General features: G+C 61.4%; 14 protein-coding genes. 10 read left to right on the top strand and 4 right to left on the bottom strand.

Annotation, left to right across the window (positions count from 1 at the left end; all coding sequences use genetic code 11):
* Window positions 1–47: 47 nt before the first annotated feature.
* The gene (gene cadR, locus PMI01S_RS23280; RefSeq protein ID WP_084322495.1) at window positions 48–497 is read right to left on the bottom strand and encodes a Cd(II)/Pb(II)-responsive transcriptional regulator; all 450 of its coding nucleotides are present in this window, start codon (window positions 495–497) and stop codon (window positions 48–50) included.
* An 84-nt stretch (window positions 498–581) separates the two neighbouring features.
* Here cadR and PMI01S_RS23275 point away from each other — a divergent pair, with 84 nt between their 5' ends.
* The 8 genes from PMI01S_RS23275 (at window position 582) to PMI01S_RS23235 (ending at window position 10,159) form a co-directional block, all read left to right on the top strand.
* A complete protein-coding gene (locus PMI01S_RS23275) occupies window positions 582–2,861 on the top strand; it encodes a heavy metal translocating P-type ATPase (RefSeq protein WP_084322493.1) in 2,280 nt (759 codons plus the stop codon).
* Between the two features lie 16 nt (window positions 2,862–2,877).
* Window positions 2,878–3,741, top strand: coding sequence for a LysR family transcriptional regulator (locus tag PMI01S_RS23270; protein ID WP_084322491.1), 864 nt, complete (start codon window positions 2,878–2,880; stop codon window positions 3,739–3,741).
* A gap of 224 nt (window positions 3,742–3,965) precedes the next feature.
* A complete protein-coding gene (locus tag PMI01S_RS23260) occupies window positions 3,966–5,042 on the top strand; it encodes a putative 2-aminoethylphosphonate ABC transporter ATP-binding protein (protein WP_084322487.1) in 1,077 nt (358 codons plus the stop codon).
* Window positions 5,042–6,766 (top strand): putative 2-aminoethylphosphonate ABC transporter permease subunit, encoded by a 1,725-nt coding sequence (locus PMI01S_RS23255; RefSeq protein WP_084322485.1) that lies wholly within the window; start codon window positions 5,042–5,044, stop codon window positions 6,764–6,766. Before PMI01S_RS23260 ends, PMI01S_RS23255 begins: the two co-directional genes overlap by 1 nt.
* Before the next feature lie 41 nt (window positions 6,767–6,807).
* A complete protein-coding gene (locus PMI01S_RS23250; protein ID WP_084322483.1) occupies window positions 6,808–7,833 on the top strand; it encodes a putative 2-aminoethylphosphonate ABC transporter substrate-binding protein in 1,026 nt (341 codons plus the stop codon).
* A gap of 118 nt (window positions 7,834–7,951) precedes the next feature.
* Entirely contained in the window at window positions 7,952–9,085 is a 1,134-nt protein-coding gene (locus PMI01S_RS23245; protein ID WP_084322481.1) for a TIGR03364 family FAD-dependent oxidoreductase, read from the top strand.
* Entirely contained in the window at window positions 9,085–9,651 is a 567-nt protein-coding gene (locus tag PMI01S_RS23240; protein ID WP_084322479.1) for a phosphonate degradation HD-domain oxygenase, read from the top strand. The genes PMI01S_RS23245 and PMI01S_RS23240 overlap by 1 nt, the downstream gene beginning before the upstream one ends.
* Before the next feature lie 85 nt (window positions 9,652–9,736).
* Window positions 9,737–10,159: a hypothetical protein gene (locus tag PMI01S_RS23235; RefSeq protein WP_084322477.1), complete on the top strand. Its 423-nt coding sequence runs from the start codon at window positions 9,737–9,739 to the stop codon at window positions 10,157–10,159.
* Between the two features lie 127 nt (window positions 10,160–10,286).
* Here PMI01S_RS23235 and PMI01S_RS23230 read toward each other — a convergent pair whose 3' ends face one another.
* Together PMI01S_RS23230 and PMI01S_RS23225 are read right to left on the bottom strand one after the other, a co-directional pair.
* Window positions 10,287–11,663, bottom strand: coding sequence for a GTPase/DUF3482 domain-containing protein (locus tag PMI01S_RS23230; RefSeq protein WP_084322476.1), 1,377 nt, complete (start codon window positions 11,661–11,663; stop codon window positions 10,287–10,289).
* On the bottom strand, window positions 11,656–13,026 hold the full coding sequence (locus PMI01S_RS23225; protein ID WP_084322474.1) for a DUF2868 domain-containing protein: 1,371 nt from the start codon (window positions 13,024–13,026) through the stop codon (window positions 11,656–11,658). The genes PMI01S_RS23230 and PMI01S_RS23225 overlap by 8 nt, the downstream gene beginning before the upstream one ends.
* Window positions 13,027–13,111: 85 nt before the next feature.
* Between PMI01S_RS23225 and PMI01S_RS23220 the strand changes: the two genes are divergently transcribed.
* A complete protein-coding gene (locus PMI01S_RS23220; protein ID WP_084322472.1) occupies window positions 13,112–13,624 on the top strand; it encodes a dihydrofolate reductase in 513 nt (170 codons plus the stop codon).
* 119 nt (window positions 13,625–13,743) lie between these two features.
* Here the strand turns inward: PMI01S_RS23220 and PMI01S_RS23215 are convergent, their stop codons facing one another.
* Window positions 13,744–15,135, bottom strand: a complete 1,392-nt coding sequence (locus PMI01S_RS23215; protein ID WP_084322471.1) for an L-cystine transporter — start codon at window positions 15,133–15,135, stop codon at window positions 13,744–13,746.
* A 240-nt stretch (window positions 15,136–15,375) separates the two neighbouring features.
* Between PMI01S_RS23215 and PMI01S_RS23210 the strand changes: the two genes are divergently transcribed.
* Window positions 15,376–16,443 carry an HAD family hydrolase gene (locus tag PMI01S_RS23210; protein WP_084322469.1) on the top strand — a complete coding sequence of 356 codons (1,068 nt, stop codon included), beginning with the start codon at window positions 15,376–15,378 and terminating at the stop codon, window positions 16,441–16,443.
* The last annotated feature ends 88 nt before the right edge of the window (window positions 16,444–16,531 follow it).

Genomic DNA, 16,531 nt, shown 5'->3' with positions numbered 1-16,531 from the left:
AATGGCAGGGTGAAGACAGTTGCTCCCACATTTGATTTGGGGTGTGCTTAGTGGCCGTGGCTGCGGCCCACATGGGAATGCTCAACTTCCGTCGCCACAACCCCGCCACTCACCTCCAACCGCTGCAAAATCCCGCATTGATCGATATCCGGCCCTTCGCCACAGCGTTGGCGCAGGTCGAGCAATTGTGTCTGTAACGCCAGCAACCCATCTATCCGCGCTTTCACGTGATGAATGTGTTCATCGATCAGCGCATTCACGCTTTCACACTGATCCTGCGGGCTGTCGCGCAAGGCCAGCAGGCTGCGGATTTCTTCCAGCGTCATGTCGAGCGTGCGGCAGTTGCGGATGAAGGTCAGGCGTTCGGCGTGGGCCTGGGTGTAGACGCGGTAGTTGCCGTCGCTGCGGGCCGGCTCCGGCAGGAGGTTTTCGCGCTCGTAATAGCGGATGGTTTCCACGGCGCAGTCGGTGAGTTTCGCCAGTTCTCCGATCTTCATGACGGCCATCTCCAAAAGGGTGCTTGACCCTATAGTGGCTACAGGGTCTTTACTTGGCAACAGGCACCTTATGGACGCGACCTGATGAGCGATTCTCTTCACACCCACAAACCCGAGTCTGATCACGATCACGATCACGATCACGATCACAGCCACAAGCTGCAGCCTGTGCAGAAGCATGAGCATGGCGGGCACGGCGATTCCTGCTGTTCCTCCAAGGCGGCAGTACCTTCACTGATCAAGTTGAGCGACAAGCCGACCGACGGCGCACGGCTGAGCAGTTTCCGCATCGACGCGATGGACTGCCCGACCGAGCAGACGCTGATCCAGAACAAACTGGGCAAGCTCGCGGGTGTGCAGCAATTGGAATTCAACCTGATCAATCGTGTCTTGGGCGTGACCCATGACCTGCCGAGCACTGCGCCGATTATCGAGGCGATCAAGTCGCTGGGCATGGTGGCCGAACCGATGGAGCAGGGCTCCGAAGCGCCAGCGCCGATCCCTGAGAAAAAACACTGGTGGCCCCTGGCGCTGTCTGGTGTAACTGCGCTGGCTGCCGAAGTGATCCACTTCACCGACGCCGCACCGATATGGGTGGTAGCCATCATCGCGCTGGTTTCGATCCTCAGTGGCGGGCTCACCACTTACAAGAAAGGCTGGATCGCGCTCAAGAACCTCAATCTGAACATCAACGCGCTGATGAGCATCGCGGTAACTGGCGCAATATTGATTGGCCAATGGCCGGAAGCCGCAATGGTGATGTTCCTGTTCACCGTGGCCGAGTTGATCGAAGCCAAATCGCTGGACCGAGCGCGAAACGCCATTGGCGGCTTGATGCAGATGGCCCCGGAACAGGCGACGGTGCAGCAAGCCGACGGCAGTTGGGTCACGCAAGAGGTCAAAACCATCGAGCTCGGTGCGCGAGTGCGGGTGCGCCCCGGTGAGCGGATTGGCCTGGACGGTGAAGTGGTGTCGGGCAGTTCGACCATCAATCAGGCGCCGATTACCGGCGAAAGCCTGCCGATCGAGAAAACCGTGGGCGACAAAGTCTTCGCCGGCACCATCAACCAGGCAGGCTCGCTGGAATATTCCGTGACTGCGGCGGCGAACAATTCGACCCTGGCGCGGATCATCCATGCCGTGGAACAGGCTCAGGGCGCACGGGCACCGACTCAGCGCTTCGTCGATCAGCTCTCGAAAATCTATACCCCGGCGGTGTTCTTGCTCGCCTTGGCGGTGGCGGTCATCCCGCCTCTGTTCATGGGCGCCGTCTGGTTCGACTGGATCTACCGAGCGCTGGTCTTGCTGGTAGTCGCTTGCCCATGCGCGTTGGTGATTTCCACCCCGGTGACCATCGTCAGCGGCCTCGCGGCAGCGGCGCGCAAAGGTATTCTGGTGAAGGGCGGTGTTTATCTGGAGGGCGGTTACAAGCTTGATTACCTGGCCCTGGACAAGACCGGCACCCTGACCCACGGCAAACCGGTGCAGACCGATTATTTGTCGCTTGATCCCACCGTTGACGCGACCGCCCCGGCGATTGCGGCAGCGCTGGCCGGGCGCTCGGACCACCCGGTGTCGTTGGCCATCGCCAATGCGGCTGTGGATAAACAATCCGCGCCGCTCGTTGTGGATAACTTTGAAGCCTTGGGCGGTCGTGGTGTACGCGGGGAAATCAATGGCCGGGTCTATCACTTGGGCAACCATCGCCTGGTGGAAGATTTGGGCCTGTGTTCGCCGGCGCTGGAAGAGAAGCTGTTCGCGCTGGAAAAACAGGGCAAGTCGGTGGTGTTGTTGCTCGACAAGTCCGGCCCACTGGCGCTGTTTGCCGTGGCTGATACGGTGAAATCATCCAGCCGCGAAGCGATTCGGCAACTGCACGATCTGGGCATCAAAACCCTGATGCTGACCGGCGACAATGCTCACACCGCCCAGGCGATTGCCGCGCAAGTCGGTATCGACGAGGCCAGGGGCGATCTGCTGCCAAGCGACAAGCTGCAAGCCATCGAAGCGCTTTATGCACAGGGTCATCGTGTCGGCATGGTGGGCGACGGCATCAACGATGCGCCGGCACTGGCGCGCGCCCAGATCGGTTTCGCGATGGCCGCCGCCGGCACCGATACCGCCATCGAGACCGCCGATGTCGCCCTGATGGACGACGATCTGCGCAAGATCCCTGCGTTCATTCGTCTGTCGCGTCGAACCTCAAGCATCCTCAAACAGAACATCGCCCTCGCTTTGGTCATCAAGGTGATCTTTCTTGGGGTAACCTTCGCCGGGATCGCCACCATGTGGATGGCGGTGTTCGCCGACATGGGCGTTAGCCTGTTGGTGGTGTTCAATGGTTTGCGTCTGTTGCGCAAGTAGTCGATGAGGAACGGGTGTGCTGAGTGCCGAGCTGAAGGCGTTTTACATGGTGGCCCGCCTGGGCAGCATTACCCTGGCGGCGAAAAAGCTCGGCCTGAGTCAGCCCACGGTCACCACGCAGATCCGCAATCTGGAAAGCCAGTACTCGGTTGAACTGTTCTACCGTGGCGGCCGCCGCCTCAGCGTCAGTGACGAAGGTGCGCGGCTGCTGCCGATGGTCAAGACGCTGTTGCAGCAGGAAGCCGACATCGAATTTTTCCTGCGTAACAGCGGCCAGGTCCAGGGCACTTTGCGCATCGCCGCCACGGCGCCGTATTACATCCTCGATCTGGTGAAGGCCTTTCGCGAGCGCTTGCCGCAAGTGGAAGTGTCGGTGGAAATCGGCAACTCGCAGCAGGTGTTGGAAGCGTTGGAGGATTACCGGGTCGATGTCGCGGCGTCTTCGCAATTGCTCGACGATGCACGACTGATTCGCCGGGTGCTTGGCAGCGATCCGCTGGTGTTGGCGGTGCATCGCAATCATCCGCTGGCGGTGCACGATCATGTGCCGCTCAGCGCGTTGGCCGGGCATACGTTGTTGATGCGGGAGTCGGGTTCTACGACTCGGCGGTTGACCGAAGAATTGCTGGCCAGCGCCGGGGTGAGTTTCGGGCCGTTGCTGGAGATTGGCAGCCGTGAGTCGATCCGCGAGGCGGTGCTGCGCAACATCGGCATCAGCATCATCGCCCGGCAGGAAGTGCCGCATGATCCGCAACTTCGCGTGCTGACCATCGAGAATGCGCCGCAGATTCCCGAGTATTTGTACTGCCTCAAGGAGCGAAAAGGCGCGCGGTTGCCGGCGGCGTTTCTCGGGTTGGCGCAGGAAATGGCCCCGGCCTGAAATCTTCATTGCTTGTGCTGGCCTCTTCGCGAGCAAGCCCGCTCCCACAGGGGGAACGCATTCCAAAATGTGGGAGCGGGCTTGCTCGCGAAGGCGCCAGACCAGGCAACACATTTCTCCAACCCAAATCCCTGAATACCACTATCAGCCGTTTTTGCCTCACTGCCACATGACGGACGCATTGCACGTTCAGGATGGCCCCATCTGCTTGATGAGGCCTGTCCATGAACCACTCGATCGCAACTGCCCTGACCAACCCCGGCGCCCCGATGAAGGTGCGCGGTGTGCAGAAACGCTTTGGCGCCTTCACCGCGCTGGATAACGTTTCCCTCGACGTGGCGGCGGGTGAACTGGTGTGCCTGCTGGGCCCGTCGGGTTGTGGCAAAACCACCTTGCTGCGTTGCATCGCCGGTCTGGAGAAACAGGACAGCGGCGAGTTGTACCTCGGCAATCGCGACGTTTCCCACCTGGCACCGCAGGCTCGGGACTACGGCATTCTGTTTCAGTCCTACGCGCTGTTCCCCAATCTCACCGTCGAAGCGAACATTGCCTACGGCCTCGCCGGCAGCGGTCGCGACGAAGTGCGCAAACGTGTCGGTCAGATGCTGGAGCTGGTCGGCCTGACCGGCAGTGAGAAAAAGTACCCCGGCCAATTATCCGGCGGTCAGCAGCAACGTGTCGCACTGGCCCGCGCTTTGGCGCCGGCGCCTTCGTTGTTGCTGCTGGATGAACCGATGTCGGCCCTCGACGCTCGGGTCCGCGAGCACCTGTGCACCGAACTGCGCCAACTTCAACGCAGCCTCGGCATCACCACCCTGATGGTCACCCACAATCAGGACGAGGCCATGCTGATGGCCGACCGTATCGCCGTGATGAATAACGGCAGGGTCGAGCAATACGCCACGCCGCAGAAAATCTACGACCGCCCGGCCACGCCGTTCGTGGCGGAGTTTGTCGGCCAGGGCAACTGGCTGCCCTTCCGGCGCAGCAGCGACAGTCATGCCCAGGTCGGCGGGATGAACATGCGCCTGGCCGACGGTAGCGCAAAAACCGCGTCGGGCCGGTTGTTCTGCCGCCCTGAGGCGATCAACGTCAACCCGCTGGTGCATGAGGAAAACCTGTTCCCGGCCAAGGTTCGCGAGATCACCTTCCTCGGCAACCGCTGCCGCATGAGTTTCGAACTCGATCAACTTCCCGGCCACGCCTTACTGGCGGAACTGGCGCCGGAAGCGATGCCGCGCCTCGGCGCGCAGCAGATCATGGTCGCCTTGCCGCCGCACAGCCTGCAGGTGTTTGCCTGATGAGCGCGAACATCGCGCTGCCGATACCGCACAAGCAGGTTCGGCAGGCCTCCCGTGCCGAGATCGGCGACCGTGTGTTCGTGGTCGGCGGCAAAGTCCTTTTGCTGGTGTTGCTCGGCATCGCGGTGTTGATGCCGTTGCTGGCGATCTTCTGGCGTGGTTTCAGTTCGGAGGCCGGGCAGGGCGGTGGTCTGGTGGCTGCGCGTGAATTGGTCACCAGTGCGAATTTCCACTGGTTGCTCGGTAACAGCCTGAAAGTTTCCCTCAGCGTCGCGGCCATCGTCGTACCACTGGCCTACCTGTTTGCCTACGCGCTGCAACGTACGTTGATTCCCGGTAAAGGCATTTGGCGTGGCATGTCGCTGTTGCCACTGATGGCGCCGTCGATGTTGCCGGGTATTGCGCTGGTTTACCTGTTCGGCAACCAGGGCCTGTTGCGTGGTTTTCTCTCGGACAATATCTACGGCTTCTGGGGCATCGTTCTGGGCGAAGTCATCTACACCTTCCCACACGCCTTGATGATTTTGCTGTCAGCTCTGTCCCTGGCGGATGCGCGCCTCTTCGATGCCGCCTCCAGCATGGGCGCCAGTCCGGCCAAAGCCTTCCGCAGCATCACCTGGCCAGCAACCCGTCAGGCGGTGTTCGCCGCGTTCTGCCTCGTTTTCACCCTGACCATCACTGACTTCGGCGTACCGGTGGTGGTCGGTGGCGACTATCAGGTGCTGGCGCTGGAAGCCTACAAAGCCGTGGTCGGCCAGCAGCAGTTCGGTCGCGGCGCGTTGATTGGCATGGTCCTGCTGCTGCCGGCGCTGTTCAGCTTCGGTGTCGATGCCTGGTTGCGTCGGCGTCACGATGATTCCATGAGCGGTCGGGCTCAGGTGTTTCAACCGGCGCCATCGAAGCTGCGCGACGGCTGCTACCTCGCCATCGTGCTGCTGATCTGCGCGGTGCTGTTGCTGGTGTTCGGCATGGCGGTGTTCTCGTCGCTGGTGAAATTCTGGCCGTACAACCTGTCGCTGTCGCTCAACCATTACCAGTTCAACGACACAGCGGGCGGCGGCTGGCTGGCTTACGGCAACAGCGTGAAGATGGCCCTGTGCACGGCGTTGATCGGCAGCGTGTTGATCTTCACCGGCGCCTACCTGATGGAAAAAACCAAAGGCCAGCGCGGACTGAACCTGACCCTGCGCATGCTCAGTTTCGTACCGATGGCGGTGCCGGGCCTGGTGCTGGGCCTGGGTTATGTCTTCTTCTTCAACCTCACCGACAACCCGCTGCATGTGCTCTACGGGACCATGACCCTGCTGGTGGTCTGCACCATTGCTCACTATTTGACCACCGCGCAAATGTCCGCGACCACCGCATTGCGTCAGCTCGATGCCGAGTTCGAAGCCGCCGCGCTATCGCTCAAGGCGCCGCTGTACCGGCATTACCTGCGGGTCACCGTGCCGATTTGCCTGCCGGCGCTGCTGGACATCGTGCGCTACCTGTTCGTTTCAGCCATGACCACTGTCTCGGCGGCGATCTTCCTTTACAGCCCCGACACCATTCTCGCGGCAGTGGCGGTGCTGAACATGGATGACGCCGGCAACGTCGGCGGCGCGGCGGCGATGTCGACCCTGATTCTGTTCACCTCGGCGGGCGTGTCCCTGCTGCTGGCCTGGGCTTCGCGCGGATTGCTGCGCCGTTCCCAGGCCTGGCGACAGACCGCCCCCGGCCACTGATTTCCAATCCCGCAAACCTCAACTCAAAACAGGAAAAGATCATGTTCAAGCCCCTGGCCCTGGCCGCTGCTGTCCTCACCGCTTTCAGCCTGAACGCCTTCGCGGCGAAAACCGAGTTGACGGTGTACACCGCCCTCGAAGCCGAACAGCTGAAGACCTACAAAGAAGCCTTCGAAAGAGCCAACCCCGACGTCGAGATCAAATGGGTACGCGACTCCACCGGCATCATCACCGCCAAACTGCTGGCCGAAAAAGCCCGCCCGCAGGCTGATGCTGTCTGGGGCCTGGCCGCTTCGAGCCTGGCGATTCTCGATCAACAAGGCATGCTGCAAAGCTACGCGCCGAAAGACCTGGGCAAGATCGGCGGCAACTACCGCGACGCCGCGAATCCGCCAGCCTGGGTCGGCATGGATGTCTGGGCCGCGACCATCTGCTTCAACACCGTCGAAGCCGAGAAGCAGGGTTTGAGCAAACCCGTGAGCTGGCAGGACCTGACCAAGCCTGAGTACAAAGGCAAGATCGTGATGCCGAACCCGGCTTCGTCCGGCACCGGTTTCCTCGACGTCAGCGCCTGGCTGCAGACTTTCGGCGAGAAGCAGGGCTGGCAGTACATGGATGACCTGCACCAGAACATCGGCCAGTACGTTCATTCCGGCTCCAAGCCTTGCAAACTCGCAGCGGCGGGCGAATTCCCGATCGGTATTTCCTTTGAATACCCGGCCGTTCAGTTGAAGCGCCAGGGTGCGCCGCTGGACATCATCCTGCCGAAAGAAGGTTTGGGCTGGGAGATCGAAGCGACCGCTGTGATCAAGGGCACACCGCATGAAGACGCGGCGAAGAAACTGGCGGACTTCTCGGCCAGCCCGGCGGCGATGGAGCTTTATAAAGAGAACTTCGCGGTGCTGGCGCAGCCGGGGATTGCCAAGCCGCAGACTGAATTGCCGGCGGATTACGAGCAGCGTCTGATCAAGAACGACTTTGCCTGGGCGTCGAAGCATCGCGACGAGATCCTGACCGAGTGGCGCAAGCGCTATGACGGCAAGTCCGAGAAAGTGGCTGCCAAATAAGATCTCTATTGGCTGACAGGGCCTCTTCGCGAGCAAGCCCGCTCCCACATTTGGAATGCGTTCCCTTGTGGGGGCGGGCTTGCTCGCGAAGGCGGCTTCGAACTTTGGACAAAACTCCATGACACAACACAACGACATGCTAATCGTCGGCGCCGGCATTCTCGGCCTGTCCCACGCTTACGCCGCCGCCAGGCGCGGCCTCAAGGTCACGGTTTTCGAACGCAGTGAAACCCCGCTCGGTGCTTCGGTGCGCAACTTCGGCCAGGCCCTCGTCACCGGGCAACCGCCGGGCCCGATGCTGGAACTGGCCAAAGCCAGCCGCGAGATCTGGGGTCAATGGGCGCAACTGGCGGGCCTGCAGCTCAAGCGCAACGGCTCGTACCTGTTCGCCCGCACCGAAGCCGAAGAACATCTGCTGGAAGCTTTTTGCGCCGGACGCGCCGTGGAACACGGTTACCGCGTCGACCTGCTGCGCGGTGCGGCATTGCGCGATTTGTACGGCGGCCAGTTCAGCCATCACCGCGCCGCGCTGCACGGCATGGACGATCAACAACTGTATTCCCGCGAAGCGATCCCGGCGTTGATCGATTACCTGCGCCGCGAAATGAACGTCGAGTTTCATTTCTCCACCCTCGTGCGCGACATCGAGCCCGGTCGCTTGCACAGCACCGCCAGCACCTTCTGCGCCGGGCAGATCATCGTTTGCTCCGGCCACGACTATCAGACCTTGCTGGCCCAGCCGATCGCCGCGCTTGACCCGCAAATCTGTCGCCTGCAAATGCTTCGCGCCCGACCGCAGATCAACCTCAACCTGCAACACGCGCTGCTCACCGGTTTGAGTTGCGTGCACTACGGCGCCTTCGCTGATCTGCCGGAAGCGGCGGCGGTGCAGGCGCACATCCTGCGTGAAGAACCGCACCTGCACGAAAACGGCATTCACCTGCTGATCAGCCCGACGCCTTACGGCGAACTGATCATCGGCGACTCCCATCACTATGGCCGCGATCCCTCGCCATTCAACGCCGAGCGAGTGGACGACTGGATGATCGCGCTGGCCGAGCAGACGTTGCGCTGCAACGTGCAAGTGGTCGAGCGCTGGCAGGGTGTCTATGGTTCACGGGGGCCGGGACCGTTTTCATTTCTGCGGCCGATGCCGGGCGTGAGCGTGGCACTGATGCACACCGGCGTCGGCATGAGTGTCGGGCCGGCCATGGCAGAACGTAATGTCGCGACTGTATTGGGAGAGCGTTGATGGACCGCACCGCGCAAGTGATCGACGAGGTATTCGCGCTGTACGAACGTTTGGGTGACAGTGATTACATCGGTGAGCCGGTGTCGCAGATCGAGCACATGTCACAGGCCGCACAACTGGCCATGGCGGAAGGCTTCGATGACGAAGTGGTGCTCGCCGCGTTCTTCCACGACATCGGGCACATCTGCGCCGAGAGTGCGGAGAACATGGGCGGTTTCGGCGTCGTCAGCCACGAACGCCTGGGGGCCGATTATCTGCGCCGTGCAGGCTTCAGCGAGCGCATGGCGCGGCTGGTGGAATACCACGTGCAAGCCAAGCGTTATCTGACACTCAAAGAGCCCGGGTACTACGAGCGCTTGAGCGAAGCCAGCCGCCGGACCCTGGCGTATCAGGGCGGGGTGATGACTGCGGCGGAGGCTGAAGCTTTCGCGCAGGACCCGTTGTGCGCCGTCAGTTTGCGCATGCGCGAGTGGGATGAGCTGGCCAAGGAGATGTGGGTGCCGGTGATTGATCTCGACGTGTTGAAGCGCAAGGCCGCGAACGTCTTGTCCGGCGAGGCGCGTTGAGTTGTCTCACAGGCAATAGCGAAACGGTGGATGGTATGCCTTGCGGCGATGGGCCAGTCTGGGCTTTTCCCCGGGAAGCGCACGGATGCGTTATTTGAAAGTGATTGCACAGGATCGAAGCGGGAAGGGTGTGGCCGACACGCTTCATTTTGAGTTTTTTGAAGATGGCCGGTTGCAGCGCAAGGCAACGGAGGCGGATATCAACCGGCTCAAATCATTCAGTACGAACTATTTGAAATGCGCCTGGTTCAACCGCGCAGAGGGTGAAGAGCGGCACTTGCGCATCTACTCGCAGAACTCCTCCGGGGACGGTACGCCGGAGATGGTGCGGCTGGATTTTCATCAAGGGCCGGTGATTGCCTACAAAGCTGCCGTTCGTGATCTTGATAATGATGGGGTGTTCGAGCTGATATTGAGCTCGGATGTGGATAATGACGGGCGGGCGGATCGGACGGATCGAAGTCGTGTTGCGGCATTGGCGAAGCAGTTTTTGAAGCTGGGTTGGTAGCGATCACCTAAGAGACCGAGGCGCTGCCTTCGCGAGCAAGCCCGCTCCCACATTGGATTCGCGGCAAGCACAGATCCAGTGTGGGAGCGGGCTTGCTCGCGGAGGGGCCAGAACTGAAACCGCAAATTCAAAGCTGCTGCGCCAACACCTCAACCTGCTCCTGCCGCTCCGCCTGACTCAACTTCGCCTGCGGATTGAGCGACGACCACTGCGGATGCGCCCGAGCCTTGTTCAGGGCTTCGGGCAGTTTGCCTTCGCGCCAGGTCTTGTCCTGGGGCGTGGCGACCTGGATGCTGTCCATCGCCGCATGCCCGCGCGCATTCAGCGCCTGCAGCAATTGTCGCTGACGCAACGCCAGCAACCGCAACACGCTGTCATCGACCGTCAGTTCACGCTGGCCCTTGATCTTGCCCAGCAACCGGCTGCCATAACTGCGCGCGGTTTGCAGGGCACCGCCGGCAATCGCGCCGGCCAGTGCCGCGGCGCCGAGGGTCAAGCCGCCGACGAGCAGATCCACCCCGGCCCCGGCTGCTGCTCCGGCCGCGATACCGCCACCGACGCGCACGCCCAATTGCTTGAGGGTTTCCGGGTTGAACAGATCGTCGCCCCAACGGCCATCGAGCAGCGGCAATTCACTGGCCGCCGCATCCTGCGGGCGAAAGGCATAGAGCTTGAGCAGCGCTTCGACACAGCGCTGTTCCCGTTGGCGAACGGCTTTGCGCAGCGCGCTGATCGCCTGCTGTTCCTGCTCGGCATCGCTGACCACGCTGCGCCGACACGCCGCGCAATCGATCAACAACTCGGCAATCAATCGCGTCGCACTTTGCTGTCGGGCCAGACGCTGGGCTTGCTGATCGGCGATCAGACGCTCCAGTTGCTCGCGGGAGTTTTCCAGCAGCAACGCGAGGCTTTCATAGAGTCGGCGTTCGCCATCCTCCGGCGGCGCGACGCTGTCGAAACGCACCAGGGCGTGCAAGCCCAACCGTGCCAGTGCTTCGCGCCAATCCGGTTCGCGGTGGTTGGCGCTGCTGACGAAATTCAGCACCGGCAGCAGCGGTTTGCCGCAGCTGGCCAGCACTTCCAGTTCGTCGCGGTACTTGGCCAGCACCGGTTCGCGGGCGTCGATCACATAGAGGCCGGCATCACAGGTCAGCAGTTGCCGCAGCACTTTGGCTTCTTGCTCGAAACGCTGCCGGGCTTCGCTGCCTTCAAGAAAACGCGCCAGCCGCGCCGGGCCGTCGAGGCGTTCGCCGGGGCGCTCCAGGCGTTCGAGGTAGTCGAGCAGGGCGATGGCGTCTTCCAGGCCGGGGGTGTCGAAGAGGTCGAGCAAGGGTTCGCCATCCACCGACAACCGCGCGCCTTCGACGTGTCGCGTGGTGCTGGGACGATGGGACACTTCACCGAAACCGACGTCACGGGTCAGCGTGCGCAACAGCGAGGTTTTACCGACGTTGGTGTGGCCGACCACGGCGAGCTTCAGCGGCGCTTTCCACGGATTAGTCATGACCGGTCTCCAGCCAGCTCAGCGGTGCGCAGTCGGCGAAGGGCAGCTCCAACTGTTGCAGCGCCACGTGCCAGTCGCCGAGGCGCTCGGCGTCCAGTGCTTCGCCGGGTGGCGCTTGCAGCAACCAGACGCGGGTGGCGCTGGCGTTGCGAGCCAGTTCGGCGATCAGTGCCAGGCTGCCGCGGTCCGGCGAACGGCGTGGATCGCAGGCGATGGCCAGGCGCGCCGGAGGGAAACGGCTGAGCTGTTCGAGGAGTTTGTGGCGCGATTCGCGACTGTCGAGGATGCCCGCGTCGCTCACGTTTTCAGGCAGTTGTGGCGGCCATGGGCGTTGATCGTCCAGCTCGATGGCCACCAGCAACGCGCCATCGCTTTGCAGATCGCTGACGCCGCTTTCCACCCGATGCAGTTGCGCGGGCGCGGCATCGCTGATGCCCAGGCGTTCGCTGGTGGGCATCAGGCGTTCGCGCAGTTGAGCGTAACCGGGCAGGTTCAGGTCCAGATGCAGGTTGGCGCGGCCGCTTTTCCAGCGCCACAAGCAGACCAGTGCCAGAAGCAGCCGCGGCACAATCCCGTAAACCACCAACACGCCGACCAGCCACGTGGCCCAGGCCTGACGGGCACTTTCGATGTTCAGCGCGGCATCGCCACTGGCGCGGATCATTTCCACCGTCGGCACGTTGAAACCCAGCACGGCGGGCAGCGCACCCAATGTTTGGGTCATGGCCACAAAGGTGTCGGCGCTCAGGAGGGTGGTTTCCCAGACGAAGCCATAACGCCGGGTCGCCATCAGCATCAGCAGGATGGCCAATGCGCTGAGCATCGCCAGCAACCACAAACCGTTGACCAACACGCCGAGCGCCCAGCGATTGAGTTTTTGTCGTTGCAGCAACAACAGCAGGGCGGGTGCCAGTTGCACGGCTTTGGCGTCGCGGGCGAGTTTTTCACTGAGCCACAACCACAAGCGTCCCAGCGTTGCGCCGTGCTCGCCGGCAAACATCAGGCCCAGGGCCCAGCTCAGCAGCAGAATCAGGTTCAGCCCGAGCAGACTGCCCAGGGCCCAGAACACATTCACCGGTGTTTGTCCGTCGCCCAAGGCGGCAAACGCCAGCCCGGCACCGCTGACCACGGCCAGCAAGGCCATCACGATCAATGCCAGTCGCGCGCCTTGCAGCCAATGCCTGAGGGCTTCGGCCAACCCATCGCGCTCGGCCAGCCACACCGCGCGGCGCACTATTCTTGTCGGTAGATCGCCGCCGGCGGTGCGCGCCAGTCTGTTGGCTTCCATGTCATCCAGAGGGCCGGCGTGTTCTTCACGCAGGCGGATGGTTTCCGTCAGCCAGAGGTTATTCAGTTCTGTCACGCGGCATCCCGTCGCTCAATTGAGCTGTGAGCATAACCGCTGTGGCGCTTATCGGGGTACGGGAGGCTCTGGTATCCTCGCCGGCATGACTAAATCACTCCCCCTCAGCCTGATCGCAGCCCTCGGTGAAAACCGCGTGATCGGCGTCGACAACAGCATGCCCTGGCACTTGCCGGGGGACTTCAAATACTTCAAGGCTACCACCTTGGGCAAGCCGATCATCATGGGTCGCAAGACCTGGGATTCCCTCGGTCGTCCGCTGCCGGGCCGGTTGAACATCGTGGTCAGCCGTCAGGCGGATCTGCAGCTGGAAGGTGCGGAGGTTTATCCGTCGCTGGAGGCCGCGGTGGTTCGCGCTCAGCAATGGGCGAACGAGCAGGGCGTCGATGAGGTGATGTTGATTGGCGGGGCGCAGTTGTATGCGCAGGGGTTGGCGCAGGCTGATCGGTTGTATCTGACGCGCGTAGCGCTGAGCCCCGAAGGGGATGCGTGGTTTCCGGAGTTTGATTTGAATCAGTGGAAACTGGTGTCGAATGTTCCGAATCCGGCGGAGGGTGACAAGCCTGCCTACAACTTCGAAGTCTGGGAAAAAGCCTAAAAGCATCGCGGGCAAGCCCGCTCCCACAGTAATCAAGGTGGAACACACATTGTGTAAGCACCAAAAAACCTGTGGGAGCGGGCTTGCCCGCGAAGAGGCCCGCTCAGACGATGAAAATCTTAAGCGTGAGCCAACGCCCCATGCTCATCTGCATCCAGCAGCGCTTTATCGGTCTGCTGCATCATCTGGCTGGTAATCGCACCCGCCGTGATCGAACCACTCACGTTCAACGCCGTACGCCCCATATCAATCAGCGGCTCAACCGAAATCAGCAACGCCACCAGTGACACCGGCAAACCCATGGCCGGCAACACGATCAACGCGGCGAACGTCGCGCCACCGCCCACGCCCGCGACGCCAGCCGAGCTCAGCGTCACAATCGCCACCAGCGTCGCGATCCACAGCGGGTCCAGCGGGTTGATGCCCACGGTCGGCGCTACCATCACCGCCAACATCGCCGGGTACAGACCCGCACAGCCATTCTGGCCAATGGTCGCGCCGAACGAAGCGGCGAAACTGGCGATGGATTGCGGAATGCCCAGACGGCTGGTCTGCGCTTCGATGCTCAACGGAATGGTCGCCGCGCTGGAGCGGCTGGTGAAGGCAAATGTCAGCACCGGCCAGATCTTGCGGAAGAAACGCAGTGGGTTGATCCCGGCTGCCGACACCAGCACGCCATGCACCACAAACATCAGGCCCAGGCCGATGTAGGACACCACCACAAAACTGCCGAGCTTGATGATGTCTTGCAGGTTGGAACCGGCGACCACTTTGGTCATCAGCGCCAATACACCGTAAGGAGTCAGCTTCATCACCAGCCGCACCAGACGCATCACCCAGGCTTGCAGGGTGTCGATGGCGTTGATCACTTTCTGACCTTTCTCGACATCGTCCTTCAGCAATTGCAGGGCGGCGACACCGAGGAAGGCTGCGAAAATCACCACACTGATGATCGACGTCGGCTTGGCGCGAGCCAGGTCGGCGAACGGGTTTTGCGGGATGAACGACAGCAATAACTGCGGCACATTCAGGTCGGCGACCTTGCCCGCATAGTCGGTCTGAATGGTTTGCAGACGGGCCATTTCCTGCGTGCCGGCCACCAGGCCTTCAGCCGTTAGGCCGAACAGGTTGGTCAGACCGATACCGATCAGCGCCGCGATAGCCGTGGTGAACAGCAGCGTGCCGATGGTCAGGAAGCTGATCTTGCCCAGCGACGACGCGTTGTGCAGACGCGCCACGGCGCTGAGGATCGAGGCGAACACCAGTGGGATCACGATCATTTGCAGCAACTGCACGTAACCATTGCCCACCAGATCGAACCAGCCGATCGAGGCTTTCAGCACCGGGTTGCCGGCGCCGTAAATCGTGTGCAGTGCGACACCGAACACGACGCCCAACACCAAAGCGAGCAGGACTTTTTTAGCCAGGCTCCACGTCGTATGACGGGTTTGCGCCAGTGCGGCGAGCAGGGCGAGGAACACCAGCAGGTTGAGAATCAGCGGCAGATTCATTGGAACTCCCATTAGACATGTGCCAACTGCCTTCCGGGGCAGCTGCGAACCGGGAAGCCTAACAGCTTGATTTACAATGAATTAATATCAAAAAAGTCTGATAACTGTCGTTTTTGGAATAAGCGGGTGTCGCTCACAGGGATGCAGCTGGCGCGATAGGTGCGTTGACCGTCGCTGACAGACGGGGACTGTCACACTTATTTGTTAGCGTCGATGTCTTTAATTCAGGGAGAAATGCCGATGAAGCTTGCACCGAAATTTCTGGCTGCCGCGTTGGGATTGGGTTTGGGCCTTAGCCTCGCCGGCCAGGTCTTCGCCACGGATTTGAAGCATTGGCCAGCCGATCAGGCCAAGGCGCTGGACGCGATGATCGCGGCCAACGCCAACAAAGGTAACTACGCGGTGTTCGACATGGACAACACCAGCTACCGCTATGACCTCGAGGAGTCGTTGCTGCCGTTCATGGAGAACAAGGGGCTGATCACCCGCGACAAACTCGATCCCTCCCTGAAACTCATGCCGTTCAAGGACACCGCCGACCACAAGGAAAGCCTGTTCAGCTACTACTACCGCCTCTGCGAAGTCGACGACATGGTTTGCTATCCATGGGTCGCCCAGGTGTTCTCCGGTTTCACGCTCAAGGAGCTCAAGGGCTATGTCGATGAGTTGATGGCCTCCGGCAAACCGGTGCCTGCGACGTATTACGAAGGCGACGTGGTCAAGAACCTCGACGTCAACCCGCCGAAAATCTTCACCGGCCAGCAAGAGCTCTACAACAAGCTGATGGAGAACGGCATCGAGGTCTACGTGATGACCGCCGCTTCCGAAGAGCTGGTGCGCATGGTCGCTGCCGATCCGAAGTACGGCTACAACGTCAAACCGCAGAATGTGATCGGTGTGAGCCTGCTGCTCAAGGATCAAAAGTCCGGCGAGCTGACCACGGCGCGCAAGCAGATCACTGCTGGCAAGTATGACGAGAAGGCCAACCTCGGCCTCGAACTGACCCCGTACCTCTGGACCCCGGCAACCTGGATGGCCGGTAAACACGCGGCGATTCTGACCTACATCGATGAGTGGAAAAAACCGGTACTGGTCGGCGGCGACACTCCGACCAGCGACGGTTACATGCTGTTCCACGATGTTGACGTGGCCAAGGGCGGCATCCACTTGTGGGTCAACCGCAAGGACAAATACATGACCCAGATTAACGGCATGATGGCCAAGCACGCAGCCGCTCAGGCCAAGGAAGGGTTGCCGGTGACGGCGGACAAGAACTGGGTGATCGTGACACCGGCAGAAATCCAGTAACCGAAACACCGATCTACTGTGGGAGCCGGCTTGCTGGCGATGGCGGACATTCAGTCGAAATCGTCACTGGCTGAACCACCTCTATCGC

The sequence above is a fragment of the Pseudomonas migulae NBRC 103157 genome (genome assembly GCF_002091715.1).
In the GTDB taxonomy this organism is placed as follows: Bacteria; Pseudomonadota; Gammaproteobacteria; order Pseudomonadales; family Pseudomonadaceae; genus Aquipseudomonas; species Aquipseudomonas migulae_A.
This window is presented reverse-complemented; position numbering and strand designations above follow the sequence as displayed.